At 70.8% G+C, this 23586-nt stretch carries 17 protein-coding genes; 8 read left to right on the top strand and 9 right to left on the bottom strand.

The features are described 5' to 3' along the window. Positions 1-114: 114 nt before the first annotated feature. The gene (locus tag OG302_RS24100; protein ID WP_160505605.1) at positions 115-972 is read left to right on the top strand and encodes a helix-turn-helix transcriptional regulator; all 858 of its coding nucleotides are present in this window, start codon (positions 115-117) and stop codon (positions 970-972) included. A 227-nt stretch (positions 973-1199) separates the two neighbouring features. Then, positions 1200-1409, top strand: coding sequence for a DUF397 domain-containing protein (locus tag OG302_RS24095; RefSeq protein WP_361832343.1), 210 nt, complete (start codon positions 1200-1202; stop codon positions 1407-1409). Positions 1410-1571: 162 nt separating this feature from the next. Here the strand turns inward: OG302_RS24095 and OG302_RS24090 are convergent, their stop codons facing one another. Next, positions 1572-2411, bottom strand: a complete 840-nt coding sequence (locus tag OG302_RS24090; protein WP_371528671.1) for a hypothetical protein — start codon at positions 2409-2411, stop codon at positions 1572-1574. Positions 2412-2501: 90 nt separating this feature from the next. Between OG302_RS24090 and OG302_RS24085 the strand changes: the two genes are divergently transcribed. Together OG302_RS24085 and OG302_RS24080 are read left to right on the top strand one after the other, a co-directional pair. Next, complete coding sequence (locus OG302_RS24085; RefSeq protein WP_371528670.1) at positions 2502-3290, top strand: SDR family oxidoreductase; 789 nt, start codon at positions 2502-2504, stop codon at positions 3288-3290. Between the two features lie 310 nt (positions 3291-3600). Continuing rightward, the gene (locus OG302_RS24080) at positions 3601-5172 is read left to right on the top strand and encodes a sodium:solute symporter family protein (RefSeq protein ID WP_371528669.1); all 1572 of its coding nucleotides are present in this window, start codon (positions 3601-3603) and stop codon (positions 5170-5172) included. A 74-nt stretch (positions 5173-5246) separates the two neighbouring features. Here OG302_RS24080 and OG302_RS24075 read toward each other — a convergent pair whose 3' ends face one another. Next, complete coding sequence (locus OG302_RS24075) at positions 5247-6365, bottom strand: ADP-ribosylglycohydrolase family protein (protein WP_371528668.1); 1119 nt, start codon at positions 6363-6365, stop codon at positions 5247-5249. A 171-nt stretch (positions 6366-6536) separates the two neighbouring features. Continuing rightward, positions 6537-9887, bottom strand: a complete 3351-nt coding sequence (locus OG302_RS24070; protein ID WP_371528667.1) for a tetratricopeptide repeat protein — start codon at positions 9885-9887, stop codon at positions 6537-6539. Between the two features lie 244 nt (positions 9888-10131). Between OG302_RS24070 and OG302_RS24065 the strand changes: the two genes are divergently transcribed. Next, positions 10132-11535: an FG-GAP-like repeat-containing protein gene (locus OG302_RS24065; protein WP_371528666.1), complete on the top strand. Its 1404-nt coding sequence runs from the start codon at positions 10132-10134 to the stop codon at positions 11533-11535. A gap of 33 nt (positions 11536-11568) precedes the next feature. On the opposite strand, the gene OG302_RS24060 is transcribed toward OG302_RS24065, so the two are convergent. The 3 genes from OG302_RS24060 to OG302_RS24050 all read right to left on the bottom strand — a co-directional run bounded on the left by OG302_RS24060 (position 11569) and on the right by OG302_RS24050 (position 15741). Next, positions 11569-14202: a bifunctional FO biosynthesis protein CofGH gene (locus OG302_RS24060; RefSeq protein WP_371528665.1), complete on the bottom strand. Its 2634-nt coding sequence runs from the start codon at positions 14200-14202 to the stop codon at positions 11569-11571. 43 nt (positions 14203-14245) lie between these two features. Then, positions 14246-15130 carry a TIGR03619 family F420-dependent LLM class oxidoreductase gene (locus OG302_RS24055; protein ID WP_371528664.1) on the bottom strand — a complete coding sequence of 295 codons (885 nt, stop codon included), beginning with the start codon at positions 15128-15130 and terminating at the stop codon, positions 14246-14248. 65 nt (positions 15131-15195) lie between these two features. Continuing rightward, positions 15196-15741, bottom strand: a complete 546-nt coding sequence (locus OG302_RS24050; RefSeq protein ID WP_371528663.1) for a hypothetical protein — start codon at positions 15739-15741, stop codon at positions 15196-15198. Between the two features lie 132 nt (positions 15742-15873). On the opposite strand from OG302_RS24050, the gene OG302_RS24045 reads away from it, so the two are divergent. The 3 genes from OG302_RS24045 (at position 15874) to OG302_RS24035 (ending at position 18396) form a co-directional block, all read left to right on the top strand. Beyond that, positions 15874-16290, top strand: a complete 417-nt coding sequence (locus OG302_RS24045) for an ankyrin repeat domain-containing protein (protein WP_371528662.1) — start codon at positions 15874-15876, stop codon at positions 16288-16290. 80 nt (positions 16291-16370) lie between these two features. After that, a complete protein-coding gene (locus OG302_RS24040; RefSeq protein ID WP_371528661.1) occupies positions 16371-16712 on the top strand; it encodes a hypothetical protein in 342 nt (113 codons plus the stop codon). Between the two features lie 142 nt (positions 16713-16854). Further along, positions 16855-18396: a CehA/McbA family metallohydrolase gene (locus OG302_RS24035; protein WP_371528660.1), complete on the top strand. Its 1542-nt coding sequence runs from the start codon at positions 16855-16857 to the stop codon at positions 18394-18396. A gap of 47 nt (positions 18397-18443) precedes the next feature. Here OG302_RS24035 and OG302_RS24030 read toward each other — a convergent pair whose 3' ends face one another. From OG302_RS24030 to OG302_RS24020, 3 genes are all read right to left on the bottom strand, one after another. After that, positions 18444-20003: an APC family permease gene (locus OG302_RS24030; protein WP_371528659.1), complete on the bottom strand. Its 1560-nt coding sequence runs from the start codon at positions 20001-20003 to the stop codon at positions 18444-18446. A 252-nt stretch (positions 20004-20255) separates the two neighbouring features. Continuing rightward, a complete protein-coding gene (locus OG302_RS24025; protein WP_371528658.1) occupies positions 20256-21734 on the bottom strand; it encodes an aldehyde dehydrogenase family protein in 1479 nt (492 codons plus the stop codon). Next, positions 21731-23470 (bottom strand): amidohydrolase family protein, encoded by a 1740-nt coding sequence (locus OG302_RS24020; RefSeq protein WP_371528657.1) that lies wholly within the window; start codon positions 23468-23470, stop codon positions 21731-21733. The genes OG302_RS24025 and OG302_RS24020 overlap by 4 nt, the downstream gene beginning before the upstream one ends. Between the last annotated feature and the right edge of the window lie 116 nt (positions 23471-23586).

Here is a 23586-nt window from a genome sequence, read left to right as displayed (position 1 = left end):
ATTGCAGTTCGCACCGCACATCGGCTGTTTCCCAGCGGTGCGCGACGCGTTGGTGGCACTCTGCTGAACAGCAGATACGCAAAGTAGAGGCATGTAGTCGGAGGTGCACGTCCCGTGGCGTCCAATGTCAATCCCACTGTCAGGCGACGCCGGTTGGGCCAGGAGCTCCGCAGGCTCCGCGAGCTCAAAGGCATGACGGCCGAGGAGGTCGCCGAGCGCCTGCTGGTCTCGCAGTCGAAGATCAGCCGCCTCGAGAACGGCCGCCGCTCGATCAGCCAGCGCGACGTGCGCGATCTCTGCGGGGTCTACGAGGTCGAGGACCACCGCATCGTCGACTCGCTCATGCAAATGGCCAAGGACTCCCGCCAGCAGGGCTGGTGGCACTCCTTCGGCGATATTCCGTACAGCGTCTACATCGGCCTGGAGACGGACGCCGCGTCCCTGCGCGTGTACGACCCGCAGGTCGTCCCCGGCCTGCTCCAGACCCGTCCGTACGCGGAGGCGCTCATCACCGGAGCGCTGCCGGAGACCACGCCGACCGACATCGAGAAGCGTGTCCAGGTCCGCGTCCGCCGCCAGGAACGCATCAGCGCGCCGGAGAATCCGCTGCGTCTGTGGACCGTCCTTGACGAGTCCGCGCTGCGCCGCGTGGTCGGCTCCCGGCATCTCATGCGCGACCAGCTGGAGCATCTCGTGGAGCAGTCCCAACTGCCGCACGTGACCGTCCAGGTGATTCCCTTCGAGATGGGCGCACACCCCGGCCTGAACGGCCAGTACGCGATTCTCGAATTCCCGGATGCCGCGGATTCGAGCGTCGTCTACATCGAGGGCGTCACGAGCGACCTCTATCTGGAGAAGGCGAACGACGTCCAGCAGTACAGCGTGATGTACGAACATCTGCGGGCACAGGCCCTGAACGTGGACCAATCACGCCAACTCATCGCAGACATCGCGAAAGAGTACGCACGCTAAGACGTACGCCGCGCAGAAAGCCGTCCCGACCGGGAAAGTGCCGCACGGTACACCTCCACCTCGGCGAGGCGGAAGACCGCACTGGAATATGCCATCCGGTTGAGTGAACACTCTCTTCACTCAGCGATGTTGGCGAGTAGCGTCATTCACGCCATCAAGCAACATCCGTTGGCACAGCCGCTCTTGGCGGTGACCGCAACTCACCAACTGGGCAAAACGGAGTAATCATGGCAATTCATCAGGGCGCTACGAACACGTGGGTCAAGTCCTCGTATTCCACGGGAAACGGCGCATGTGTCGAGGTCAAGTCCCCTCTTTCCACGGCAATTTCGGTCCGGGACTCCAAGGTCACCGAGGGCCCCGTCCTCGCCTTCCCCTCCGACTCATGGCGCGCCTTCGTCTCCGAAGTCGGCCGGGAGACGTCACTTCTCGGCTGATACGCGCCCCGTCGCACCTCAGCACCACAGGAACAGCGAGAGATCAACAATTGCATAAGCAGAACCCGATTGAGCCCTCTCGACTGGCCCGCCGTCCCGGCCGAGGGGGCTCGGCCTTTTCCTCGCACCGGACCAGTCGAGTGAACCGACCGGCGCCATGATCTATCGAAGTTGATCGACGTATGTGTCCGTTCCCGGCACCGTCGGAATGAACGGCGCCAGCAGCTCCACCCTCCCCGCCCCGGACTCCGCCACCGCGTCCGCCCGCCCGGCGAAGTGCTCCTGCCAGCACTCCCGCGGATCGGCCTGCAGGAACCAGAGCAGCGTCAGCCGGGTGTCGACTCCCTCGACCTGCTTCACGTACGTCATCCGGTCCCCCGGCAGCGGGGTCGGCCGGAAGATGGTCACCATCGCGGCGGGCGACCCGGCGAGGGCGCGCGGCAGGTGCTTGGCCCGCAGCCACTCCAGCAACTCCGCACGCCGCTCGCCCGAATCGGCGTCGATGACTTCGAGCACGAGCCCCTGGTAGGGGTGGTCGAGCGCGTGGAAATCGCGGGGCCCGGCCGCCCCGTCCCGGTAGACGGTGGCCTCGTGGTCCTGGAAGGCCGTGAAGACGTGCGTGCGGTCCTGATAGACCCGGCCGTCCCTGTTGAGACGCTTGTTGATGCCGACGGTCCACTTCATGTGCTCGTCGTAGCGGCCCTCGGTGACCCAGTACGTGGAGAGGTAGCAGCCCGCGGTCACGGGCTGGGCGACCGCGGACTTCTCGGGGAGGCGCAGGAGTTGGAGCTCCCGGGTGGCGACCCAGCGGCGGCCCGCGTACATCCAGGGCATCGCCATCGCACCGGCGTAGTAGTGGTCGTCCTCGTACCAGCGGTTGTACGCGTACTCGTGGCCCGGGTGCGGCTCGACCATGGTGATCAGGGCGTGGCCCGGGTGCACGCCGTACGGCCCCACGCCGGCCAGCTCGCCGTAGACCTCGCTGCGGGTGTCGTCGCTCATGCCTCTCCCCATCCTCCCTCTTCCTTCCTCCGGTGGACGCCCATACTCTGACGCCCCGTCAGCAAAACTGCCAGAGCCGGGAGGCGCCCCATGCCGTCGCTCCTCGAAGGAAAGACCGTCGTCGTCTCGGGGGTCGGCGCCGGCCTCGGCCATCAGGTTGCCGCCGCCGTCGTACGGGACGGGGGCCGCGCGGTGCTCGGGGCGCGTACGGAGGCGAACCTCGCCAAGTCGGCCGGGGAGATCGACCCCGAAGGAACGCGCACCGCCTATCTCCCGACCGACATCACGGACGAGACGCAGTGCGAGGCCCTCGCGGGGCTGGCGCGCGACCGGTTCGGCGGGATCGACGCGGTGGTCCACGTGGCCGCCTGGGACAGCTACTTCGGCGGCGTACAGGACGCGGACTTCGCCACCTGGCAGCAGGTCATCGACGTCAATCTGCTCGGCACGCTGCGGATGACGCGGGCCTGCCTGCCCGCGCTCAAGGAGCGGGGCGGCTCGGTGGTGTTCATCGGCACGCAGTCGGCCGTCGCGGCGCCCTCGCAGGTGCGGCAGGCGGCGTACGCGGCCTCGAAGGGGGCGCTGACGTCGGCGATGTACTCCCTCGCGCACGAGGTGGGTCCTGACCGGGTCCGGGTGAACACGGTGCTGCCCGGCTGGATGTGGGGCCCGCCGGTCGAGGCGTACGTCCAGTTCACCGCGCACACCGAAGGGGTGCCGGAGGTGGAGGTACGGGACCGCCTCGCGGCGCGGATGGCGCTTCCGGAGCTGGCGACGGACGGCGACGTGGCGGACGCGGCGGTGTTCCTGGCGTCGGACATGGCGCGGGCGATCACGGGACAGTCGCTCCTGGTGAACGCGGGAGAGCTGATGCGATAGCCATTGCGGCGGCGCGGCTCGGGGAACGAACCACGGCTGTACGGGACTTCGGTTCCGTACAGCCGTTTCTTGCGTTTCCGCGAGGCCTCGACGGCGCCGCGCCACCCCCTCACGTCGATCAAGCATGTGAACACAGGTCAGCAAACAGAACGATTTTACTCGCTCTTGACCTCACGGGCTGTTGTCCGCAGTGTGCCCCCGAACCCACGATGAGCGGGCACTTCAGGCCGCCCAGGTCCGTATGTCACGAAACTGGCGAAGTGCACGGCATTTCAGCGCAGTTCACAAGGCGGACCCCTGGAGGGGGCACATGAACAGTCTCGACTGGGCCGTGCTCATCGGCTACTTCGGCGTGATGGTCGCGATCGGCATCTGGTCGCACAAGCGCGTGGACAACGTCAGCGACTTCTTCACCGCGGGCGGCAAGATGCCCTGGTGGCTCTCCGGCATCTCGCACCACATGTCCGGCTACAGCGCGGTGATGTTCACCGGGTACGCGGGCATCGCGTACACCTACGGCGTCACGTCCTTCATCACCTGGTCGTTCCCGATCGCGCTCGGCATCGCCATCGGCTCGAAGCTCTTCGCGCCCCGCATCAACAGGCTGCGCTCACGGCTGCACGTGGCCTCGCCGCTGGAATACCTCAAGAACCGCTACAACCTCCGGACCCAGCAGGCACTCGCCTGGTCCGGGATGCTCCTGAAGATCGTGGACGTGGCCGCCAAGTGGGCCGCCATCGCCACCCTGCTCTCCGTGTTCACCGGCATCTCGATCAACCAGGGCATCCTGATCACCGGCGTGATCACCGCCATCTACTGCACCATCGGCGGCCTGTGGGCCGACGCCCTCACCGAGCTCGGCCAGTTCATCATCCAACTCCTGGCCGGTGTCGCGATGTTCATCGCCGTGGTGGCCAAGCTCGGCCCGCACGGCGGCTTCTTCGGGGTCTGGGACGAGCCGGAGCTCGCGGGCCACGGCAAACCGCTGGTCGGCCCGTACGGCACGATCTTCCTGCTGGCGTTCCTCTTCATCAAGCTCTTCGAGTACAACGGCGGCATGCTCAACCAGGCCCAGCGCTACATGGCGACCGCGAGCCCGAAGGAGGCCGCGCGCTCGGCCCGGCTCTCGGCGATCCTGTGGCTGGTGTGGCCGGTCATCCTCTTCTTCCCGATGTGGATGTCGCCGCTCCTGGTGAACGCGCAGAAGCCCGACGGCTCCGACTCGTACGCCCTGATGACCGAACAGCTCCTGCCGCACGGCCTGTTGGGCCTGGTCATCGTCGGCTTCTTCTCCCACACGATGGCCATGTGCTCGTCCGACGCGAACGCGATCGCCGCGGTGTTCACCCGGGACGTGGCGCCGGTGATCTCCAAGCAGGCCAGGCGCTGGAACGAACGCTCGGGTCTGCTGGCGGCGCGCCTGACGACCGTCATCTTCCTCGGCCTGTCCATGGCGGTGGCCACGCAGGTCAGCTCGCCGACCTTCAAGGACATCATCACGGTGGTCATCAAGTGGGTGGCGGGCCTGATGGGTCCGATCGCGATCCCGATGATGCTGGGTCTGCTGCGCACGTTCCGCAAGTCGGGACCGACGGCGGCGCTGACCAGCTGGTCGATGGGGCTGCTCGCCTTCTGGCTGGTCAACTACCCGATCAACTGGAACGTCGAGGGCGGGGTGCCCCTGGAGTACCAGGTCTCGATCCCCCTCGCCGTCTCGCTGATCCTCTACATCCTGGTCGGCTATCTGAAGCCGGAGGACACCCCGGAACGGGACGCGATCATCGAGATGATCAACACGGACGGCTCCGCCGGTTCAGCAGCGGTTCCGCCCCCAGCTGAGGATGCTGAGGAAGTAGTTGCCCCACAGAGCCGGTTGCCGTAAACCACCGGCTTCGCCGAGTTCGTCCTCAAGCGCCGGACAGGCTGATATCTGCCTGTCCGGCGTTCGTGCTCACCTCACGCGCGCGGATACCTTGCAAGCCATCCCGGCGACGAAACCGCCGGACCGTGCAGCGCGGGCCCCTGCGTCATCTCCATGGCGAAGTCGTCCGCAAGCTCCAGGATCGTGGCGCGCCCCTCCAGCTCGGTGAGCCAGCCGGGAGGCAGCGCGGTCTCGCCGTGCAGCGCGCCGAGGAGCGCCCCGCACAGGCTGCCCGTGGCGGCCGACGCACCACCGTGGTTCACGGCGAGCCGCAGCCCGTGGCGGATGTCCTCGCCGACGAGTGCGCAGTAGACGGCGGCGGCGAGCGCGCCCTCCGCACCGCCGTCCCCCATCAGCTCCTCCACCCGGGAGGGCGTGGGCATGCCCTGCCGTACGGCACCCAGGGCGTGCTTCAGCGCATCGGTGACGGGCTGGTGGCCGGGCCGGGCGGCCAGCAGCGCGAGCGCCCGCTGGATGGCTCCGTCCAGGGACTCCCCCCGGGCGAGACCGTGCACCAGGACGGTGTGCGCACCGGCCGCGAGGTAGGCGGTGGGGTGCCCGTGCGTCTGTACGGCGCACTCCACGGCCAGTTGCAGGACCAGCTGCGGCTCCCAGCCGACCAGGAGCCCGAAGGGGGCGGATCGCGTGGCGGCCTCGGCGCCCTGCTCGTCCGGGTTCTTGGGGGCTTCCAGCGTGCCCATGGCGTCGTCCCCGAACCCGAGCAGACAGGCGCGGGCCGGCGACCGCCGGGAGTAGAGCCACTCCTCCCGGGCCAGCCAGCCGTCTTCCTTGCGCCGTTCGTCGGGGCCCCAGTCGCTCTGGGTGGCGGCCCACCGCCGGTAGGCGCGGTGCAGGTCGGTCGGCGGATGCCAGGCGCCGGTGTCGCGCCGCACCTGGGCGCGTATGAGTCCGTCGACGGTGAAGAGGGCGAGCTGCGTGGCGGCGGTGACCGCGCCGCGCCGCCCGTGCGCGACAGCGGGCTCGGTAAGCCCCTCGGCCCCATGCGCCTCGCGTATCTCCTCCAGGTCCAGCGCGTCGACGGGCGCTCCCAGGGCATCGCCGACGGCGGCGCCGAGCAGGGTGCCGCGCACCCGGCTGCGGAAGTCCTGCTGCTCGGCGCGGCCCCAGACTCCGGTGGCTGCTGCGGTGCTCACGGCACCTCCTCCCCTGCTCGCCCCCTGCACTTCTGCGCAGCACTGTAATCGACCGGGAACCGTCGGTTCTGGGCCGATGCGATATCTAAGGAGACGCCCTTCAGATCACTTTTGACCGTCCTTCACCAGGGCTTTTCATGGATCTCCGCAGCCCTCCACCACGCCGAACAGTCACCCCATGTACCGCGACCGGAGGTCGTCCCTCGCTGCTGTCACTCTGGCCAGGCGTGGGGCCAGGCGGGGGCTGTTCGTGTCGGGGGCGTCGAGGAGTTCCGTGAGGAAGTCGGTGAGTTCGGCCAGATCGTCCCACTCCACGTCGGGCGGCGCCGCGGCCAGTACGCGCTCCAGGCTCGCGTCGAGGGCCGGCCAGTCGGCCATGGCCGCGCCGGTCACCACCGCCAGGCAGTCGCGGACGGCGGCCGGCACATCGGGCTTGTGCCAGAGGCGGGTCACCTCCTGCCAGAGCGGGCGGGCCGCGGCCGTCCCCTCCGCGCCGCTCACCGCGAGGGCCAGCGCGAACGCCCCGGACCCCGCGTCCCGAGCGCGGAGCGTCAGCGCCGCGTCCCGCGCACGGTCCCACTGCCCCGTCATGCGGAACGCCTTGGCCAGCTCCTCCGCGTCCTCAGGGTTTCCGCCGGTGGTATCGGCCTCCAGCACGACGAGCGCCCGCTCCGGGTGGCCGGACCACATGTGGATCTCGGCGGTCTTGGCGCGCGTCCAGTCCGGGTCCTCGCCGATCTCCGCGTAGCGCGCGAGGTCGGCCAGGGCCTGCTCCCAGCGCCCGGTGGCCTGAGAGGTCAGCACACGGATGATGACCGCCCAGGCGTTGTCCGGCTCCGCCTCGATGGCACGGCCGAGATCCGCCGACGCCTCCTCGTAACGGCCGAGCCTGCGCAGCACGGAGCCGCGCAGGACGCGCGCAAGCCCGTGCTCGGGGTCCATTTCGAGAACCCGGTCCAGACCGGCGCGGGCCTCCTCGTACCGCTTCAGACCGTCCAGTGCCTCGGCCCGCTGGTACAGGACCCATTCGTTGTCCGGCCACAGGACGCTCGCCCGGTCGGCGTCGGCGAACGCCCGGTCGTAGTCCGACAGGAGCCGGTGCACGTTGCACCTGCGCGCCAGCGCCCAGGCGTAGGAGGGGTGGAGATCGATGGAACGGTCCAGGTCGGCCAGCGCCTCCTCCCGCCGCCCGAGGTCGTCCAGCGCGGCCCCGCGGCTCGCGTACGCCGACGCGTACGCATCGTCGAGTGCGATCGCCCGGTCGTACTCCGCGAGAGCTTCCCCGGGCTTGCCCGCGCCCCGCAGGGCGTCACCCCGCTCACAGGCCAGGAAAGCCGACTGCGGCGCCAGCCGGACCGCGAGGTCGAGGTCGGCGATCTGCTCCGCGTACTCCCCGCGCGAACGCCGCACCCGAGCACGGCGCACCAGCGCCCACGAGTACTCCGGATCGAGTTCCACCGCCCGGTCCAGGTCCGCGAGGGCCGCGTCGTCCTGCCCCAGGCCGTGCCGGGCCGCGCCCCGGGACGCCCAGGCGAACGGGTCCGCCGGGCTGACCTCGATCGCCCGGTCCAGGTCACTGATCGCCTCCGCCCACCGGCCGAGAACCCGGCGGTACTCGCCCCGCATGCCCAGGCCGTCCAGGTCGTCCGGCTCGATGGCGAGCGCCAGGCCCAACTCGTCGACGGCGGCGGCGTAGTCGCCCTGCAGGGCACGGGTCACACCCCGGCCGTAGTAGGCCCGCGCCAGCTCCGGATCGAGGCCGATGGCCCGGTCGTACTCGGCCAGCGCCTCCTCGTACGCCCCGCTCTCCCGGAGGTCGCGCCCGCGCAGTATCCGGGCGAACGCCTGCCCCCGCGCGTCGAACCCGGCACGGTCGACAAGGAGCCCCAGGGCGTCGACGCACGCGCCCTCGGTCAGCGCCGCCAGCAGGTCACGCCCCCACCTGCCGGTCGCCGCCGCGTCCGCGTCCTCCCCCGCGTCCACCAGGACCTGCGCCCAGCGCCGGGCCACGACCTCGCCCTCGCCCACGTCGCAGGCGTCCACGACATCCCGCAGGACGGCGGGCAGCGCGCCCCGCTCCCCCGCACACAGCAAGTGGTACGACTCCGCGAGCCGCAGCTCCCGCCACGCCTCGTCCCCCCACAACTCATCCGCGTCGAGACCGGCTTCCGCCTCCGCCCGCCACCCCGCGAACGTCTCCGCCAGCCGGCCGTGCGCCTCCGCCCACCCCCGCGGCGACCGCTTGCGCTGCGACCGCAGCATCGGCGCCCGCACCACGTCGTGGTACTGCACCCGGTCACCCCGGTCGCTCACGAACGGCAGCCCCCGCAGCCACCCGAAGAGGCCCGGCACGTCCGCCTCCGCGCAGATCCCCTCCACCGCCGCCCCGAACACATCCGCGTCGAGGCGTCTCGGCAGCGCGCACGCCAGTGCCGCCGCCCTGCGCACGGGGTCCCGTTCCCACTTCAGGAAGCGCTCCACGGCGGTGGCGCTCGGGTCACCCACGTCGTCCGGGGCGGCGGGCCTGCCCTCGGCGAGAGTGGAGACGAGGACGGGCAGGCCGCCGGAGAGCCGCAGGACCTCCTCCACCACCGGCTCCGCCACCACGCCCTTTCCGGCGAGCAGCCCCCGCGCCTCCAGCTCCGTGAAGGGGCCGAGCGGCACGTCCATCACGAAGTCGCCGTAGCCGCCCCATCGGGCCGTGTCGAAGGGGTGCTGCCCGGCCGTCACGACGATCACGTTGGCGGGCAGCGCTCCATGCCGGTCGGTGAGCATCAGTTCGTGCAGCCAGCCGTCCAGGAACGGCGCCGTCCGCTCGTACGTGTCGAAGAAGAGGACGATCCACGGCACCCCCTTCGCCGCGTCGGCCAGTTCGTTCAGGAGGACCGGGGTCAGGACCCGTTCCGGGGACAGGACGAGCTGTACGTCGTCCTGGCTGCCGAGGCGCGCGCTCAGACCCGCGCGCAACCGGTCGGCCCCCTGCGCCAGTTGGGCCGGGTCCACCGCTCCCGCGAACGCCCCTACTCCCGGCAGAAGACCGAGACCGACCAGGCTCGCGCGGGCGGCCGTCACACTGCCCGCCGATGGAGCGGGCGCAGCCAGGCGCCCCGGCTCCTGGGCCGGGTCGGACATCGCCGCGGCTGCCGCCGACTCGGCCTCGTGGCGACGCTCACGATGAGTCGTCAGAAGCCGGTTGAGGTCCTTGCAGCGCCTGCCCTGCAGGGCGAATTGGGCACTGATCGCCGCCATCACCTCGGGAACGCTCCCGACCGCCTCGTCGACGTACGCGGTCAGGGCGCCGTGTTCGCGCGCCAGTTGCTCCCACTCCCGCACCAACGACGTCTTGCCGACGCCGCCGATCCCATGGACATGGAAGAGGAAGCGGTGCCGGTCGTCACCCGGCGGCACGTCGAAGTTGGCGCGGAAGGCGTCCAGTTCGCCCCGCCGCCCGACGAACCCCGCCCGCCTGCGACGGCGGATCAACTCCTGCATGGACGGCTGCTCCGCCCCGGCCGACGCCACCACCGGCTCCCCCTCCACCCGTGCCCGACTGCCCTGCCCGCTTGCCCTGACCGCTGCCCAACCCGCTGTCCTGCCCCAGTCTTCCACCGTCCCCTGACCTGAGGGCCGAAACCGTGTGGCGGGAAACGGGGGGCAACGTAACGGGAATGTCCGGGCGTCGTAACAAGAAACCTGCGGGGTACAACCACCTACCCGGAACACCTGTCTCCCCTTACGTCACAGCAGTTTCCCCACAGGAGGACCAGTGCGTCGCTCACTCATAGCCGCCGTCGCGGTGACCGCGCTCGCGACCCCGTTCGCCATCGTGGCCACGGCAGGTTCCGCCGCCGCCGCACCCGCCGCGGCGAGCAAGCCCGTGACCGACTTCAACCATGACGGATACGCCGACCTCGCCGTCTCCGCCTACCGTGGCGCCGTCAGCGGCACGTCCGGCGCGGGCTACGTATCGATCGTGTACGGCTCGCCCTCGGGCGCCGACACCGCGCACGCCAAGCAGGTCGACCGCACCACCGCCGGCGTACCCGGCGACCCCGAGGAGGACGGCAGCTTCGGTGCGAGCACCGAGGCGGCCGACCTCGACGGCGACGGATACACCGACCTCGTCGCGAGCAACGGCAACGCCGCCGACGCGGTGCTCTGGGGTTCCGCGGACGGCCTGACCAAGGGTGGCGCGCTGCCGGGCGACTACGTGCAGCAGATCAAGGCCGGCGACTTCAACGGCGACGGCAAGACCGACCTCGTCGCCAACTCCCAGTCCACCATGGAGGTGCGCTACGGCCCCTTCACCCGCGACGGGAAGCCCGCCTCCACCTCGTCCGTCGAGAACGGCGACGACGGCCCCCAGGAGCTGATGGTGGGCGACGTGACCGGCGACGGCGCCGACGACCTCGTCACCGGCCACGCCATGGAGGAGATGCAGCACTCCTCGCGCCTGTGGAAGGGCAGCAAGGACGGCCTCTCCAAGACGTCGACGCCGACCAAGAAGTTCACGACGAACGGCGTCATCGCCGACGTGGACAAGGACGGGTACGGCGACCTCGTGGCCCGCGAGGTCGACGAGGTCTCCGAGATGCAGGTCTACGACGCGGGCGCCGTCCGGGTCGTCTACGGCTCCGCGTCCGGCTTCTCCAGCCGCACCGCGAAGATCACTCAGGACACCGCGGGCGTCCCCGGCGTGGGCGAGCAGGGCGACCCCGACCTGCACGACAGGGGCGACCAGTTCGGCTACTCGCTCTCCGCCGGTGACGTCACGGGCGACGGCTACCCGGACATCGCGGTCGGCGTGCCCGGCGAAGACGTCGACTCCTCCGGGGACACGGGCGCCGTCGTCCTCCTCAAGGGCGGCGCGAACGGCCTGACCGGCACGGGCGCCCAGGCCTTCAACCAGACCACGGCCGGCGTCCCCGGCGTCTCGGAGGGGGACGACTACTTCGGTGAGGAGGTCAAGCTCACCGACGTGAACAAGGACGGCCTCGCCGACCTGACCGTGGGCGTGCCCCAGGAAGACGGCACGACCAAGGACTCCGGTGCCGCCTGGCTGTTCCGCGGTGCCAAGACGGGCCTCACGACGACCGGCATCACGTCGTTCAGCCCGTCCTCGCTGGGCACCCAGGAGGCAGGCGCCCGCTTCGGCGGCGAGCTCTCCTGACCCCACCCCCGGAGGGCTGACCTTTCCCCCGAGTCAGTCAAGCACGGGAAGCAGCTCCGGGAGGTGGCCGTCCGACGCGGCGGCCGCCTCCTGGCGTTCCTGGGGCACCTCGCCGTACAGCGTCGTCCGTGCTTTCGCCGGACGGCCGGCCTCCTCCGCGATCGCGATCAGGTCCTTGACCGAGCGGTACGAGCCGTAACTGGAGCCCGCCATCCGGGAGATGGTCTCCTCCATCAGCGTGCCGCCCAGGTCGTTCGCCCCCGAGCGCAGCATCTCCGCCGCCCCCTCCGTGCCCAGCTTCACCCAGCTCGTCTGGATGTTCGGGATGTACGGGTGGAGCAGCAGCCGTGCCATCGCCACCACCGCGCGGTTGTCGCGGGTGGTCGGGCCCGGGCGCGCGATGCCCGCCAGATAGACCGGCGCGTTCGTGTGGATGAAGGGCAGCGTCACGAACTCCGTGAAGCCCTCGACTCCCTTGGCCAGCGCGTCCTTCTGCATTCCGGCGAGGGTGCGGAAGTGCCCGAGCCAGTGCCTGGGCTGGTCCACGTGCCCGTACATCATCGTGGAGGACGAGCGGATGCCCAGCTCGTGGGCCGTGCTCACCACCTCGATCCACGTCGCCGTCGGCAGCTTGCCCTTGGTCAGGACCCAGCGGACCTCGTCGTCGAGGATCTCCGCCGCCGTGCCGGGGATCGAGTCGAGGCCCGCTTCCTTCGCGGCGCTGAGCCAGTCCCGTATCGAAAGACCGGTCCTGGTCGCGCCGTTCACTACCTCCATCGGCGAGAACGCGTGCACGTGCATGCCCGGCACGCGCTCCTTCACCGCCCGCGCGATGTCGAAGTACGCGGATCCGGGCAGGTCGGGGTGGATGCCGCCCTGCATGCAGACCTCGGTCGCGCCGACCTCCCACGCCTGCGCGGCCCGGTCGGCGACCTGGTCGAGCGAGAGGGTGTAGGCGTCGGCGTCCGTGCGGCGCTGGGCGAAGGCGCAGAAGCGGCACCCGGTGTAGCAGACGTTCGTGAAGTTGATGTTCCGCGTGACGATGTACGTGACGTCGTCGCCGACCACGGACTTGCGCAGGTCGTCCGCGACGGAACACAGCGCGTCCAGTGCCGGACCGTCCGCGTGCAGCAGGGCGAGGGCCTGCTCGTCCGTCAGGCGCGTCGGGTCGTCGGCAGCCGTCTTCAGGGCCGCCCGTACGTCACCGTCGATGCGCGAGGGGACCATGCCGGGCGCCGCCTGCTCGCGCAGGGCCTCCCAGTCGCCGTACACCTCGTCGAAGTCGTCGCGGCGGTCCGACGTGCGGCCGGTGGTGTCGATGGTGCGGTGCAGGTCGGTACGGCCGGACGAGGCGACGTATCCCTCGTCGGGCTCCTGCCAGGGCAGGCCGCTCGGCCGGGCGTCCTCGTTCGCCAGGCCCGTCTCCGGGTCGACGAGCGCGCGCACGTGCGGGAGCAGGCGCGGGTCGAGCCAGGGTTCGCCGCGCTCGATGAACTCGGGGTAGATCGTGAGTCGTTCGCGCAGGCTGAAGCCCGCATCCGCGGTCTTCTCGGCGAGCTCCTCGATGTGCGGCCAGGGGCGCTCGGGGTTCACGTGGTCGGGCGTGAGGGGCGAGACGCCGCCCCAGTCGTCGATGCCCGCGCCGATGAGCAGCGCGTACTCGGCGTCCACCAGGTTCGGCGGCGCCTGGATTCGGGCGCTCGGGCCGAGGATGTGGCGGGAGACCGCGATGCACGCGGCGAGCTCCTCCAGTTCGGCGTCCGGCATGCCGCGCATCGCCGTGTCCGGCTTGGCGCGGAAGTTCTGGACGATGACTTCCTGGATGCCGTGGTACGAACGCTGGGTCGCCCGGAGGCGGAAGAGCGCGTCCGCCCGCTCCTCGTACGTCTCGCCGATCCCGATGAGGACACCGGTGGTGAAGGGGACGTTCGAGCGGCCCGCGTCCTCAAGGACCCGCAGCCTGACCGCGGGCTCCTTGTCGGGCGAGCCGTGGTGCGGGCCGCCCGGCTCGCTCCACAGCCGGGTCGCCGTCGTCTCCAGCATCATGCCCATGGACGGCGCGACGGGCTTGAGCCGCTGGAGGTCGGTCCAGGTCATGACGCCCGGGTTGAGGTGCGGGAGCAGGCCCGTCTCCTCCAGGACGCGGATCGCCATCGCGCGGACGTACGCCAGGGTGTCGTCGTAGCCTTCCGCCTCCAGCCACTCGCGCGCCTCGGGCCAGCGGTCCTCGGGGCGGTCGCCGAGCGTGAACAGGGCTTCCTTGCAGCCCATTTCGGCGCCGCGCCTGGCGATGTCGATGACCTCGTCGGGCGAGAGGAACATGCCGTGCCCGTCGCGGCGCAGCTTGCCGGGGACGGTGACGAAGGTGCAGTAGTGGCACTTGTCGCGGCACAGCCGCGTCAGCGGGATGAAGACCTTCTTCGAGTACGTGATGACGCCGGGCCGCCCCACCGCCGCGAGCCCCGCGTCGCGCACCCGCGCGGCGGACGCGGAGAGGTCCTTCAGGTCGTCGCCGCGCGCCTGGAGCAGCACGGCGGCCTCGGCGGTGTCGAGCGCGACGCCGTCCCTGGCGCGTTTGAGCGCGCGACGCATGGCGTTCGCGGTGGGCCGTGCGGGCGCTTGGGCCGGCCCCTGGGGTGCTGAGTCCTGCGGCGCGCTGTTGGTCATGCGTCCGAGCATACGAGCGACCGCTCAGAGAAACAGCCACAGGTCAGTGCCGGTCTCCGGGGGCGGGTGTGACGTGCACGTATCGCTGGAATCCGTCGAGGACGCGCAGCACCTCCGCCTCCCCGCGCGCCGGGAGCTGCACGACGACCTCGTCCACGCCGAGCTCCGCGTAGTGGGCGAGCTTGCCCTCGGTCGGCTCCACGGCGGAGAGCGCCACGTACAGGCCGGCGGGGTCGCGGCCCGCCTCGGCCCAGGCGGTGCGCAGCGCGGGGAGGGTGTCGCGCAGACCGCCGCCGCCGATGGGCAGCCAGCCGTCGGCGAACTCCGCGATGTGCGCGAAGAGCTTGGGTCCGGCGGCCCCGCCGACGAGGGTGCGCGGGCCGTACAGGGGGCCGTCCTTGCGTGGGCGTGGCGCCCGCACCGGCTTCGGGTGCACGTCGCTGGCGCGCACGCTCCCGAACTCCCCTTCGTACGCCGTCGGGTCCTCGGCCCACAGGGCCCGCATGACCGCCATCCGGTCCCGCACGAGCGCCCTGCGGGTGCGCCACTCGACGCCGTGGTCGGCAGCCTCCTCCTTGTTCCAGCCGTAGCCGATGCCGAGGGTGAACCGGCCGCCGGAGAGGTGGTCCAGGGTCGCGATCTGCTTGGCGAGGTCGATGGGGTCGTGCTGCCCGACGAGCGTGATGTTCGTGCCGAGCCCGAGCCGTCCGGTGACGGCCGCGGCCTGCGCGAGGGCCACGAGGGGGTTGAGCATGCGGGCGCACTCGGGCGGGAGTTCACCGCCGGGGTACGGGGTCTCGCGGGACACCGGGATGTGGGAGTGCTCGGGGAGGTAGAGCGCCGCGAAGCCCCGCTGTTCCAGCTCCTGGGCCAGGCGGACGGGGGTGATGGTCTCGTCGGTGAGGTAGAGGGTGGCGGCAACGCGCATGGGTCGGCCTCCGGTTGGGTCCTCGTCGTACCGCTCCCGCAGGTTCCTCGTACGGGAACGGGGGCTCACTTACTAACCGCCGACGCCACAGGAGTCCATGCCGAGTCCGCACCTCCTGTCGCCGTCCGCCTCCTGTAGTACGCGGCCGTCACCGCGACGAGCAGCGGCGCCCACAGGAGCAGCGGTGCGTAACAGGCCACGAGGACCGCCTGCCGGGCGGCGCTGTCCGTGACTCCGGGGCCCAGATCCGCGAACGCGGCATAGACGAACCAGCCGGTGATCAGGAGGAGCCCTGCGGCCCCGAGCAGCGCCGGGATCACCGCGGCGAGCGGCCGCACCCCGCGCCCGCCGAGCAGCGGTATCCATCCCGGCACGACCTCACCCCAGCCGCGCACCAGGCCCAGCGTCAGCAGGGCGAGGCATTCGGAGACGACGCTGAGCCCCAGGACGTAGACCCTCTCGCCCCAGCCGTCGACGGGCATGTCCGCCACCGGAAGTCCGGCGACCAGGGCGATGCGCCACAGTCCGGAGGGCAGCGTGGCCAGCGGGACGGCGTGGGCGGCGATGACGGCCCACCGGGGGACGTCGGGCAGTGCGCTCATCTTCAGCATGGGAGTCATGCTGGCCGCGGGCGCGGGCCCGCCGCATCGGCGTACGGGCCGATCACGGGCGCCGGGCCTCCGCCGCATGGGGGAGCGAAAAATCCGACCACCTCGCGCGCCCCCCGAACTACCCTGGCGCCGATGAGCAGAAGGCGACGCAAGAAACAGACACAACAGCTGGTCATGGCGGCGGGAATGGGCCACACCACGGTGGTGAAGAGGCTGCTGCGCGCGGGCGCGGACCCGAGGGCCGCCGACCCCGACGGCACGACACCGCTGTACGGCGCGTCCGTCCACGGCACGGCGCCCGCCGTCAGGGCACTCCTCGAAGCGGGCGCAGGCCCCGACGTGGAGAGCGGCCACGGCGACCAGGGCACGCCCCTGTGCGCGGCCGCGTGCTGGGGCCACACCGACGCCGTCCGCGAACTCCTCGCCCATGGCGCGGATCCCAACCTCCGGGAGGATCACGGCACGGGCTCCACTCCCCTGCGCTGGGCGACGCAGTGCGGGCACGAGGAGACGGCGGCCGTGCTGCGGGCCGCGGGCGCGAACGCCTAGGCGCGGGGCGCCGCGTGCCCTAGGATCCGCGGGATCCGGGCAATAGCCGAAGACTTCGGGGGAATCTGGGGGATTCCGTCATGCGACTTCGCTTCGCGACCGTATTGCTGCTGCTCGGGGCCCTGCTGGGCGGAACGGCCGGCACCGGGGTGTACGCGGCCACCCCGCGGACGGCGGCGGTGTCCGCGGCCACCTCGACGACGCACACGACGGGAGCCGTGGCCGCCAGGACGGACACGCGGGCGGCGGACGCTTCGCACTCCAAGCCCCTGACGAAGCCCGAGGCGAAGCCGAAGAAGAAAAAGAAGAAGTCGAAGGGCGGGAAGATCGGCCTGTTCCTCGGGGTCCTGGTCGTCATCGCGATCATCATCATTGCCGTGCTGGCCCTGCGCCGCGTGCGCAAGGCCCGCGGCAGCCACTGAGCACCGACCGGCCCCGCGCCGACACCACCCGCAAGCCCGACACCGCCCGTAGGTCTGTCAATTGCCTTCCCTTGACGGGGAGTTCACGGCTCAATACCAGGGTTGCCCTGCAGTCCCTTCCGACACCCTGGGGAGCCGACACATGTGCGAGGACGAACACCGCCCGGCCAGATCCGCCGACACGCCCCTGAACCGGCGCGGTCTGCTCGTGACGGGAGCCGCCGCCGCGCTTACGTTGAACAGCGTGAGCTTCGCGAGCGCCGCAGGGCGTGACTCCGCAAGTGGCGACGAGACCAGGGTGGTGCGCGGCACGCTGCCCACCGGGTCACCCGACTTCGTGTACCTGCCGGTCGAAGTCCCCGACGGCGTACGCGAGATCCACGTCGCGTACACCTACGAGAAGGTCACCGTCCCGGCGGGCACGCAGGGCAACGCGCTCGACATCGGCGTCTTCGACCAGCGCGGCACCGCCCTCGGCGGCAAGGGCTTCCGGGGCTGGTCGGGCGGCGCGCGCACGGAGTTCTTCATCCGCGCCGACGACGCCACGCCCGGCTACATCCCGGGCCCGGTCAAGGCGGGCACCTGGAACATCGCGCTCGGCCCGTACACCGTCGCACCGCAAGGCCTGCCCTACGAGGTCACGATCACCCTCAGGTTCGGGGCGCCCGGCAAGACGCCCAGGGCCGTCTACCCGCCGGAGCGGGCGAAGGGGCGGGGACGCGCCTGGTACCGCGGGGACTGCCACCTGCACTCCGTGTACTCGGACGGCAAACGCACCCTGGCCGAGATCGCGGCCGCCGCGCGCGCGGCGGGGCTCGACTTCATCAACAGCTCCGAGCACAACACGCACTCCGCGCACGCCCATTGGGCCGATCTGGCGGGCGACGACCTGCTGATCATGCTGGGCGAGGAGGTCACCACCCGCAACGGTCACGTGGTCGCCCTCGGCACGGACCCCGGCACGTTCATCGACTGGCGCTACCGCGCCCGCGACAACCGCTTCGGCAAGTACGCCCGCGAAATCCGGGACGCGGGCGGCCTCGTCGTGCCCGCCCATCCGCACGCCACCTGCGTCGGCTGCAACTGGAAGTTCGGCTTCGGCGAGGCGGACGCGATCGAGGCGTGGAACGGCCCGTACACCCCGGACGACGAGATCGCCCTGGCCGACTGGGACAGCATGCTGGTCGCCTCCGTCCGGGGCCGCAGGCCCTGGATCCCCGCCATGGGCAACAGCGACGCCCACCGCGACCCCGACCCCGTCGGCAGCCCGCAGACGGTGGTCCTCGCGGACGACCTGACGCGGGAGGCCATCCAGGCGGGCATCCGCGCGGGCCACAGCTACATCGCCGAGTCCAAGGACGTATCGCTGAAGTTCACCGCCACCGGCGGCAGGGGAAAGCAGGCGGGCATCGGCGAGCGCCTGTACGTCGAGCAGGATGCCCCGGTGACGGTCCGCCTCGACGTCACGGGCGCCCCGGGCTCCACGATCCGCTTCGTCACGGACCAGGGCGTCCTGTTCACCGGCCCCGCGATCCCGGCTTCCGGGACCGGCACGGCGGAGTGGCGGACCACGCCGTCGTACGCCGCGTACGTGCGGGCGGAGGTCCGCCACGCACCGGTGACACCGGGCCTCCCGGGTCCGCTGACGGCGTTCACGAACCCGATCTTCCTGGGCCGCCACTAGCACCGCCGGGCGGCCGGCCCTCCCCCGGCGTTCTTCCGGGGGGAGGGTCAGTCCTCGACGACCAGGGCCGGGGTGTCCCGCTTCAGGACCTCGCCGCGGAAGAACGCCGGGCTCGTGCGGCCCATCACCAGCATGATCACCACGCCGAGGAGCAGCAGGCCCACGCCGATCACGAAGACCGAGCCGACGCCGAAGACGGAGGAGCCGCTGCCGTAGGCGGGGTTCCACATGTCGATCAGGGTCTTGGCGAAGACGCCGGTCAGGAGGACGCCGCCGAGGGCCGGGAGCAGGGCCTTGAAGACGAAGCCCCGGACCGAGCTGAAGAGCTCGTGGCGGAAGTACCAGACGCAGGCGAAGGCCGTCAGCGCGTAGTAGAAGCAGATCATGAGGCCGAGCGCGTAGATCGTGTCGACCAGGACGTGCTCGGAGACCAGCGTCATGACCGTGTAGAAGACGGCGGTCGCGACACCCGCGGTGACCGTCGCGCGGCCCGGCGTCTTGAAGCGCGGGTGGACGCGTGCGAACGACGCCGGGAGCGCCTCGTACGAGGACATGGCGAGGACCGTGCGGGCCACCGGGATGAACGTGGTCTGGAGGCTCGCGGCGGCCGACGCGAGGACCGCGACGAAGAGCAGGATGCCCAGGGTCGGGCCCATCACGGGGCCCGCGAGGACGGCGAAGACGTTGTCGGAGGTGTCGGGGTTGGCGAGGCCGAGACCCTTGCTTCCCGCGCCCACCACCATCTGCGCGGCGACGGCCGTCGCGAGGTAGGAGCCGACGAGCACGACCATCGCGATGAGCGCGGCGCGGCCGGGCGTCTTGTCGCTGCCGGTCGTCTCCTCGTTGGCGGCCAGGCACGCGTCCCAGCCCCAGTAGATGAAGATCGCGAGCGAGAGGCCCGCGGTGAAGGAGGAGAACGACTTCACGGCGAACGGATTCAGCCACGACCAGGAGAAGTCCTGCGACAGGGGGAACTCGGGGGTGCCGGCCTTCTGGAAGGCCATCACCACGAAGACCGCGAGCACGACGAGCTGCAGCCCCACCAGGGCGTACTGCACACCCTTGGTGGCCGTCATCCCGCGATAGCTGATCGCGGTCGCGGCGGCGATCAGGGCGAGGCAGGTGAGGATGTGGACGGCCTTGTTGTCGTCCAGGGCCGCTATCGAGTCGTTGCCCGTGATCTCGCCCGCCAGGAGCCAGAAATACGAGGTCGCCACGCCCGCCAGGTTCGACAGGACGATGATCGTGGCGATGACCAGGCCCCAGCCGCACATCCAGCCGATCCGCGGGCCGAAGGCCTTGACGGTCCAGGTGAAGGACGTGCCGCAGTCCGGCATGGCCTTGTTGAGCTCGCGGTAGGCGAAGGCCACCAGAAGCATCGGCAGGAAGCCCGCGAGGAAGACCGCGGGCATGGCCAGGCCGACCTCGCCGGCCGTGGAGCCGAGGGTCGACGTCAGGCAGTAGACGGGGGCGACGGTCGAGATGCCGATGACGGCGCTGCCCATGAGGCCGACGGAGTTCCCGCCGAGGCCTTTGGCGCGCACGCCCCCGTCGGGGGCGCCGCTTACCGTGTCTCCGGCCTGGGGCCGTACGTCCAACTGGGTCATGAACAGGACGTTAAGTCCTGCGGTTTCCATATACGGAGGATCAGAATCCGGATCTTCCGTCTTGTAATCGATGGAGAAATCGGGGCAGCTGCCATCGATTGAGTGACCTTCTCGGTCGGTCACCTACTCATCGCGAGGCAAAAGCCAGACCGTCCGGTATGCGGGAACCGCAGCACTGTCCGTTTTGTCAGGGTTCAAAATTTTCCCGCGCCGCCTCCCCCGTGTCACATGCCGGACGGCCCGGCCCCCGCTCTAGCCCGGCCACACGATCGACTGCAGCTCGCTGTACGCGTGCAGCGCGTACGACCCGACGTCCCGGCCCACCCCGCTCTTCTTGAACCCGCCGAACGGCGCCTCCATGTTCCGGCCGATCGTGTTCACGCCGACCCCGCCCGCGCGCAGCCGCCGCGCGACACGGAAGGCGCGGGCCACGTCGCCCGACCAGACGTAGTCGAGGAGGCCGTAGTCGCTGTCGTTGGCCAGCGCGATGCCCTCCTCCTCGTCGTCGAAGGGGACCACCACCACGACCGGGCCGAAGATCTCCTCCCGGACCACCCGCATGTCGTTCGTGCAGTCCGCGAGCAGCGTCGGGGCGACGTAGAAGCCGCGGTCCAGACCGGGGCCCGCCGGGCGCTCACCGCCCGCGACGACCCGCGCGCCCTCCTTCCTGCCCAGCTCCACGTACGACTCGATGCGGTCCCGGTGAGCCGCCGAGATCACCGGGCCGACGACCGTCCCCTTCTCCCGCGGGTCACCGACCTTCATGAAGCCGATGTAGCCCGTCAGCTTCTCGATCAGGGCGTCGTGGACCGCGCGGTGCACGATCACCCGCGTCGGAGCCGTGCAGATCTGGCCGCTGTAGAAGGAGAACGTCGTCCCGATGCCCGCCACCGCCGAGTCCAGGTCCGCGTCCTCGAAGACGAGCGCAGCGCCCTTGCCGCCCAGCTCCATGAGCTGGCGCTTCATGTCCCGGCCGCACACCTCGGCGATCCGCTGCCCCACCGACGTCGAACCGGTGAAGCTCACCATGTCGACGTCCGGCGAGTCGACGGCCGCCTCACCCACCTCGGGACGCGCACCGCTCACCACGTTCACCACTCCCGGCGGCGCCCCTGCCTCCTCAAGGGCCGCCGCCATCCGGTACACCGACAGCGGGTCCTGCGGGGCGGGCTTCACGACGACCGTGTTGCCCATGGCCAGGGCGGGTGCCACCTTGCCCGCCGGGTTGGCCCACGGGTTGTTGTACGAGGTGATGCAGGTGACGACACCCACCGGCTGCCGGACGGTGAGCGCCCCCACGACGCCCGCCCTCCCCATCGGGCCCGCCTCGTTGATCTGCGGCGGCAACGCCGCCTCGACCGGCTCGGCGGCGCCTTTCGCGTACCTCCTGAAGCGCGCCACCGACACCGCGACCTGCATGCCCCGCGCCGTGCCGGTCGTCGCGCCGCTCTCGGCCTGCGCGAGTTCCGCGTACGGGACGAGGTGGCGCTGCATGATCGACGCGGCGCGGTCCAGGACGACGGCCCGTTCCTCGGGGGTCGTGCGCGACCAGGTGGCGAAGGCCTCGCGGGCGGCGCCGGCCGCCGCGTGCACCTGCTCGCGGCTCGCCTCGGGCGCCAGGCCCACGACACCCTCGGTCGCCGGGTTGATCACCTCGTAGTGCCCGCTGTCGGGCTCGACCCACGCACCGCCGATGAACAGCTGCTGCTCCCGCGGCAGTTGGTCGCTCACTTGGTGCTCACCGTCCTGGTGTCACGGCCCGAGCGGAGCACCGTGCCGGGCGTCGCGCCCGTCACCTGGTCCTCGCGGATGACCTCGACCCCGTTGACCCAGACGGCGTTGACGCCGATGGCCTTGGAGTCGAGGCGAGGACTGTCACCGGGCAGGTCGTGCACCAGCGTGGCCTTGCCCGCGTCGATGTGCTCGGGGTCGAAAAGCACGAGGTCGGCGTGGAAACCCTCCTCGATGCGCCCCCGCTCCCGCAGCCCGAAGAGCCGCGCGGGATCGTCGGTGAGCATCTTCACCGCCGCTTCGAGACCGACCAGCTTGCGGCCCCGCAGACAGTCGCCGATGAACCGGGTCGTGTACGGGGCGCCGCACATGCGGTCCAGGTGCGCGCCCGCGTCGGACCCGCCCAGCATGACGTCCTCGTGCTGCCACGCCTCCTGGCGCAGGGCCCACGACTCGGGGTCGTTGTCCGAGGGCATGGGCCACAGGACCGTACGCAGGTCGTCGTTGGCGCAGATCTCGACGAGGCACTGGAAGGGCTCCTGGCCGCGCTCGGCGGCGATGTCGCCCACGACGCGTCCGGTGAGGCCTTCGTTCTCCTTGGAGTACGTGTCCCCGATGACGTAGCGGTCGAAGTGCGTGAGCCGCCGGAAGACCCCGGCCTCCTTGCTCTCGGCGCGCCGCAGCATCTCGCCCCTGACGTCCGGGTCACGCAGCTCGGCGATGCGCTCGGGGACGGGCAGGCCGAGCACGTCTCCCCAGCCGGGGATCAGGTTCAGGGCGCAGAAGGTGCCGAGCGACATGTTCATGGGGGTGAGGATCGGCATCGTCAGGGCGACGATCCGGCCACCGGACTTACGGGCGCGCTCGCTGGCCACCAGCTGGCGCGGGACGCGCTCGGGCACGGCGGAGTCGATGGTGAGGACGTTCCAGTTGAGGGGCCGCCCCGCGGCGGCACTCATCTCGACGAACAACTCGATCTCATCGTCGCTGAACTGATCGAGACACCCGGCGACGATGGCCTCCAGCTGCGTGCCCTCGTGCTCGGCGACGGCCCGGCTGAGCGCGAGCAGCTCGTCGGGCTTCGCGTGCCGGGAGGCCACGGGCTGCCCGTCGCCGTCGGAGTGGGTGGAGGACTGGGTGGTGGAGAGCCCCCAGGCACCGGCATCCATGGCGTCATGGAAGAGCCGCAGCATCTCGTCGAGCTGCTCGGGGGTCGGCTGCCCGCCCACGGCATCCGCGCCCATGACGTACCGCCGCAGCGCGCAATGCCCCACCATGAAACCGGCGTTGACTGCGACGCGCCCGTCCAGGGCATCGAGATACTCCCCGAACGAATTCCAGGACCAGGGCGCACCCTCTTCGAGGGCCACCAGCGACATGCCCTCGACCTTGGACATCATCCGCCGCGTGTAGTCGGCGTCCTCGGGGCGCGCGGGGTTCAACGGGGCAAGCGTGAAGCCGCAGTTGCCGCCCGCGACGGTGGTGACGCCGTGGTTCAGGGACGGGGTCGCGTACGGGTCCCAGAAGAGCTGGGCGTCGTAATGCGTGTGCGGATCGACGAATCCGGGCGCGAGGACGCGCCCCTGGGCGTCTTCGCTGGTCCGCGCGTCCTCACTGACGGTTCCCGGCTCGGCGACGACGGCGATGCGCCCGTCCCGGATGCCCACGTCGGCGTCGTACGCGGGGGCGCCGGTTCCGTCGACTACGGTCGCGCCTTTGATGAGGTGGTCGAGCATGACGGTGGACAGCCCCCTTGATCGGTTTCTATCGGTGCGGAGTTGACCCGTCCAGAGCGGGTGGTGGGTGGGAGACAGCCCGTCCGGCGCTTGAGGACACGCCCGAAGGGCGAAGA

This window comes from Streptomyces sp. NBC_01283, from assembly GCF_041435335.1.
In the GTDB taxonomy this organism is placed as follows: Bacteria; Actinomycetota; Actinomycetes; order Streptomycetales; family Streptomycetaceae; genus Streptomyces.
Note: the sequence above shows the minus strand (reverse complement) of the source record. Positions and strands in the feature narration are given on the sequence as shown.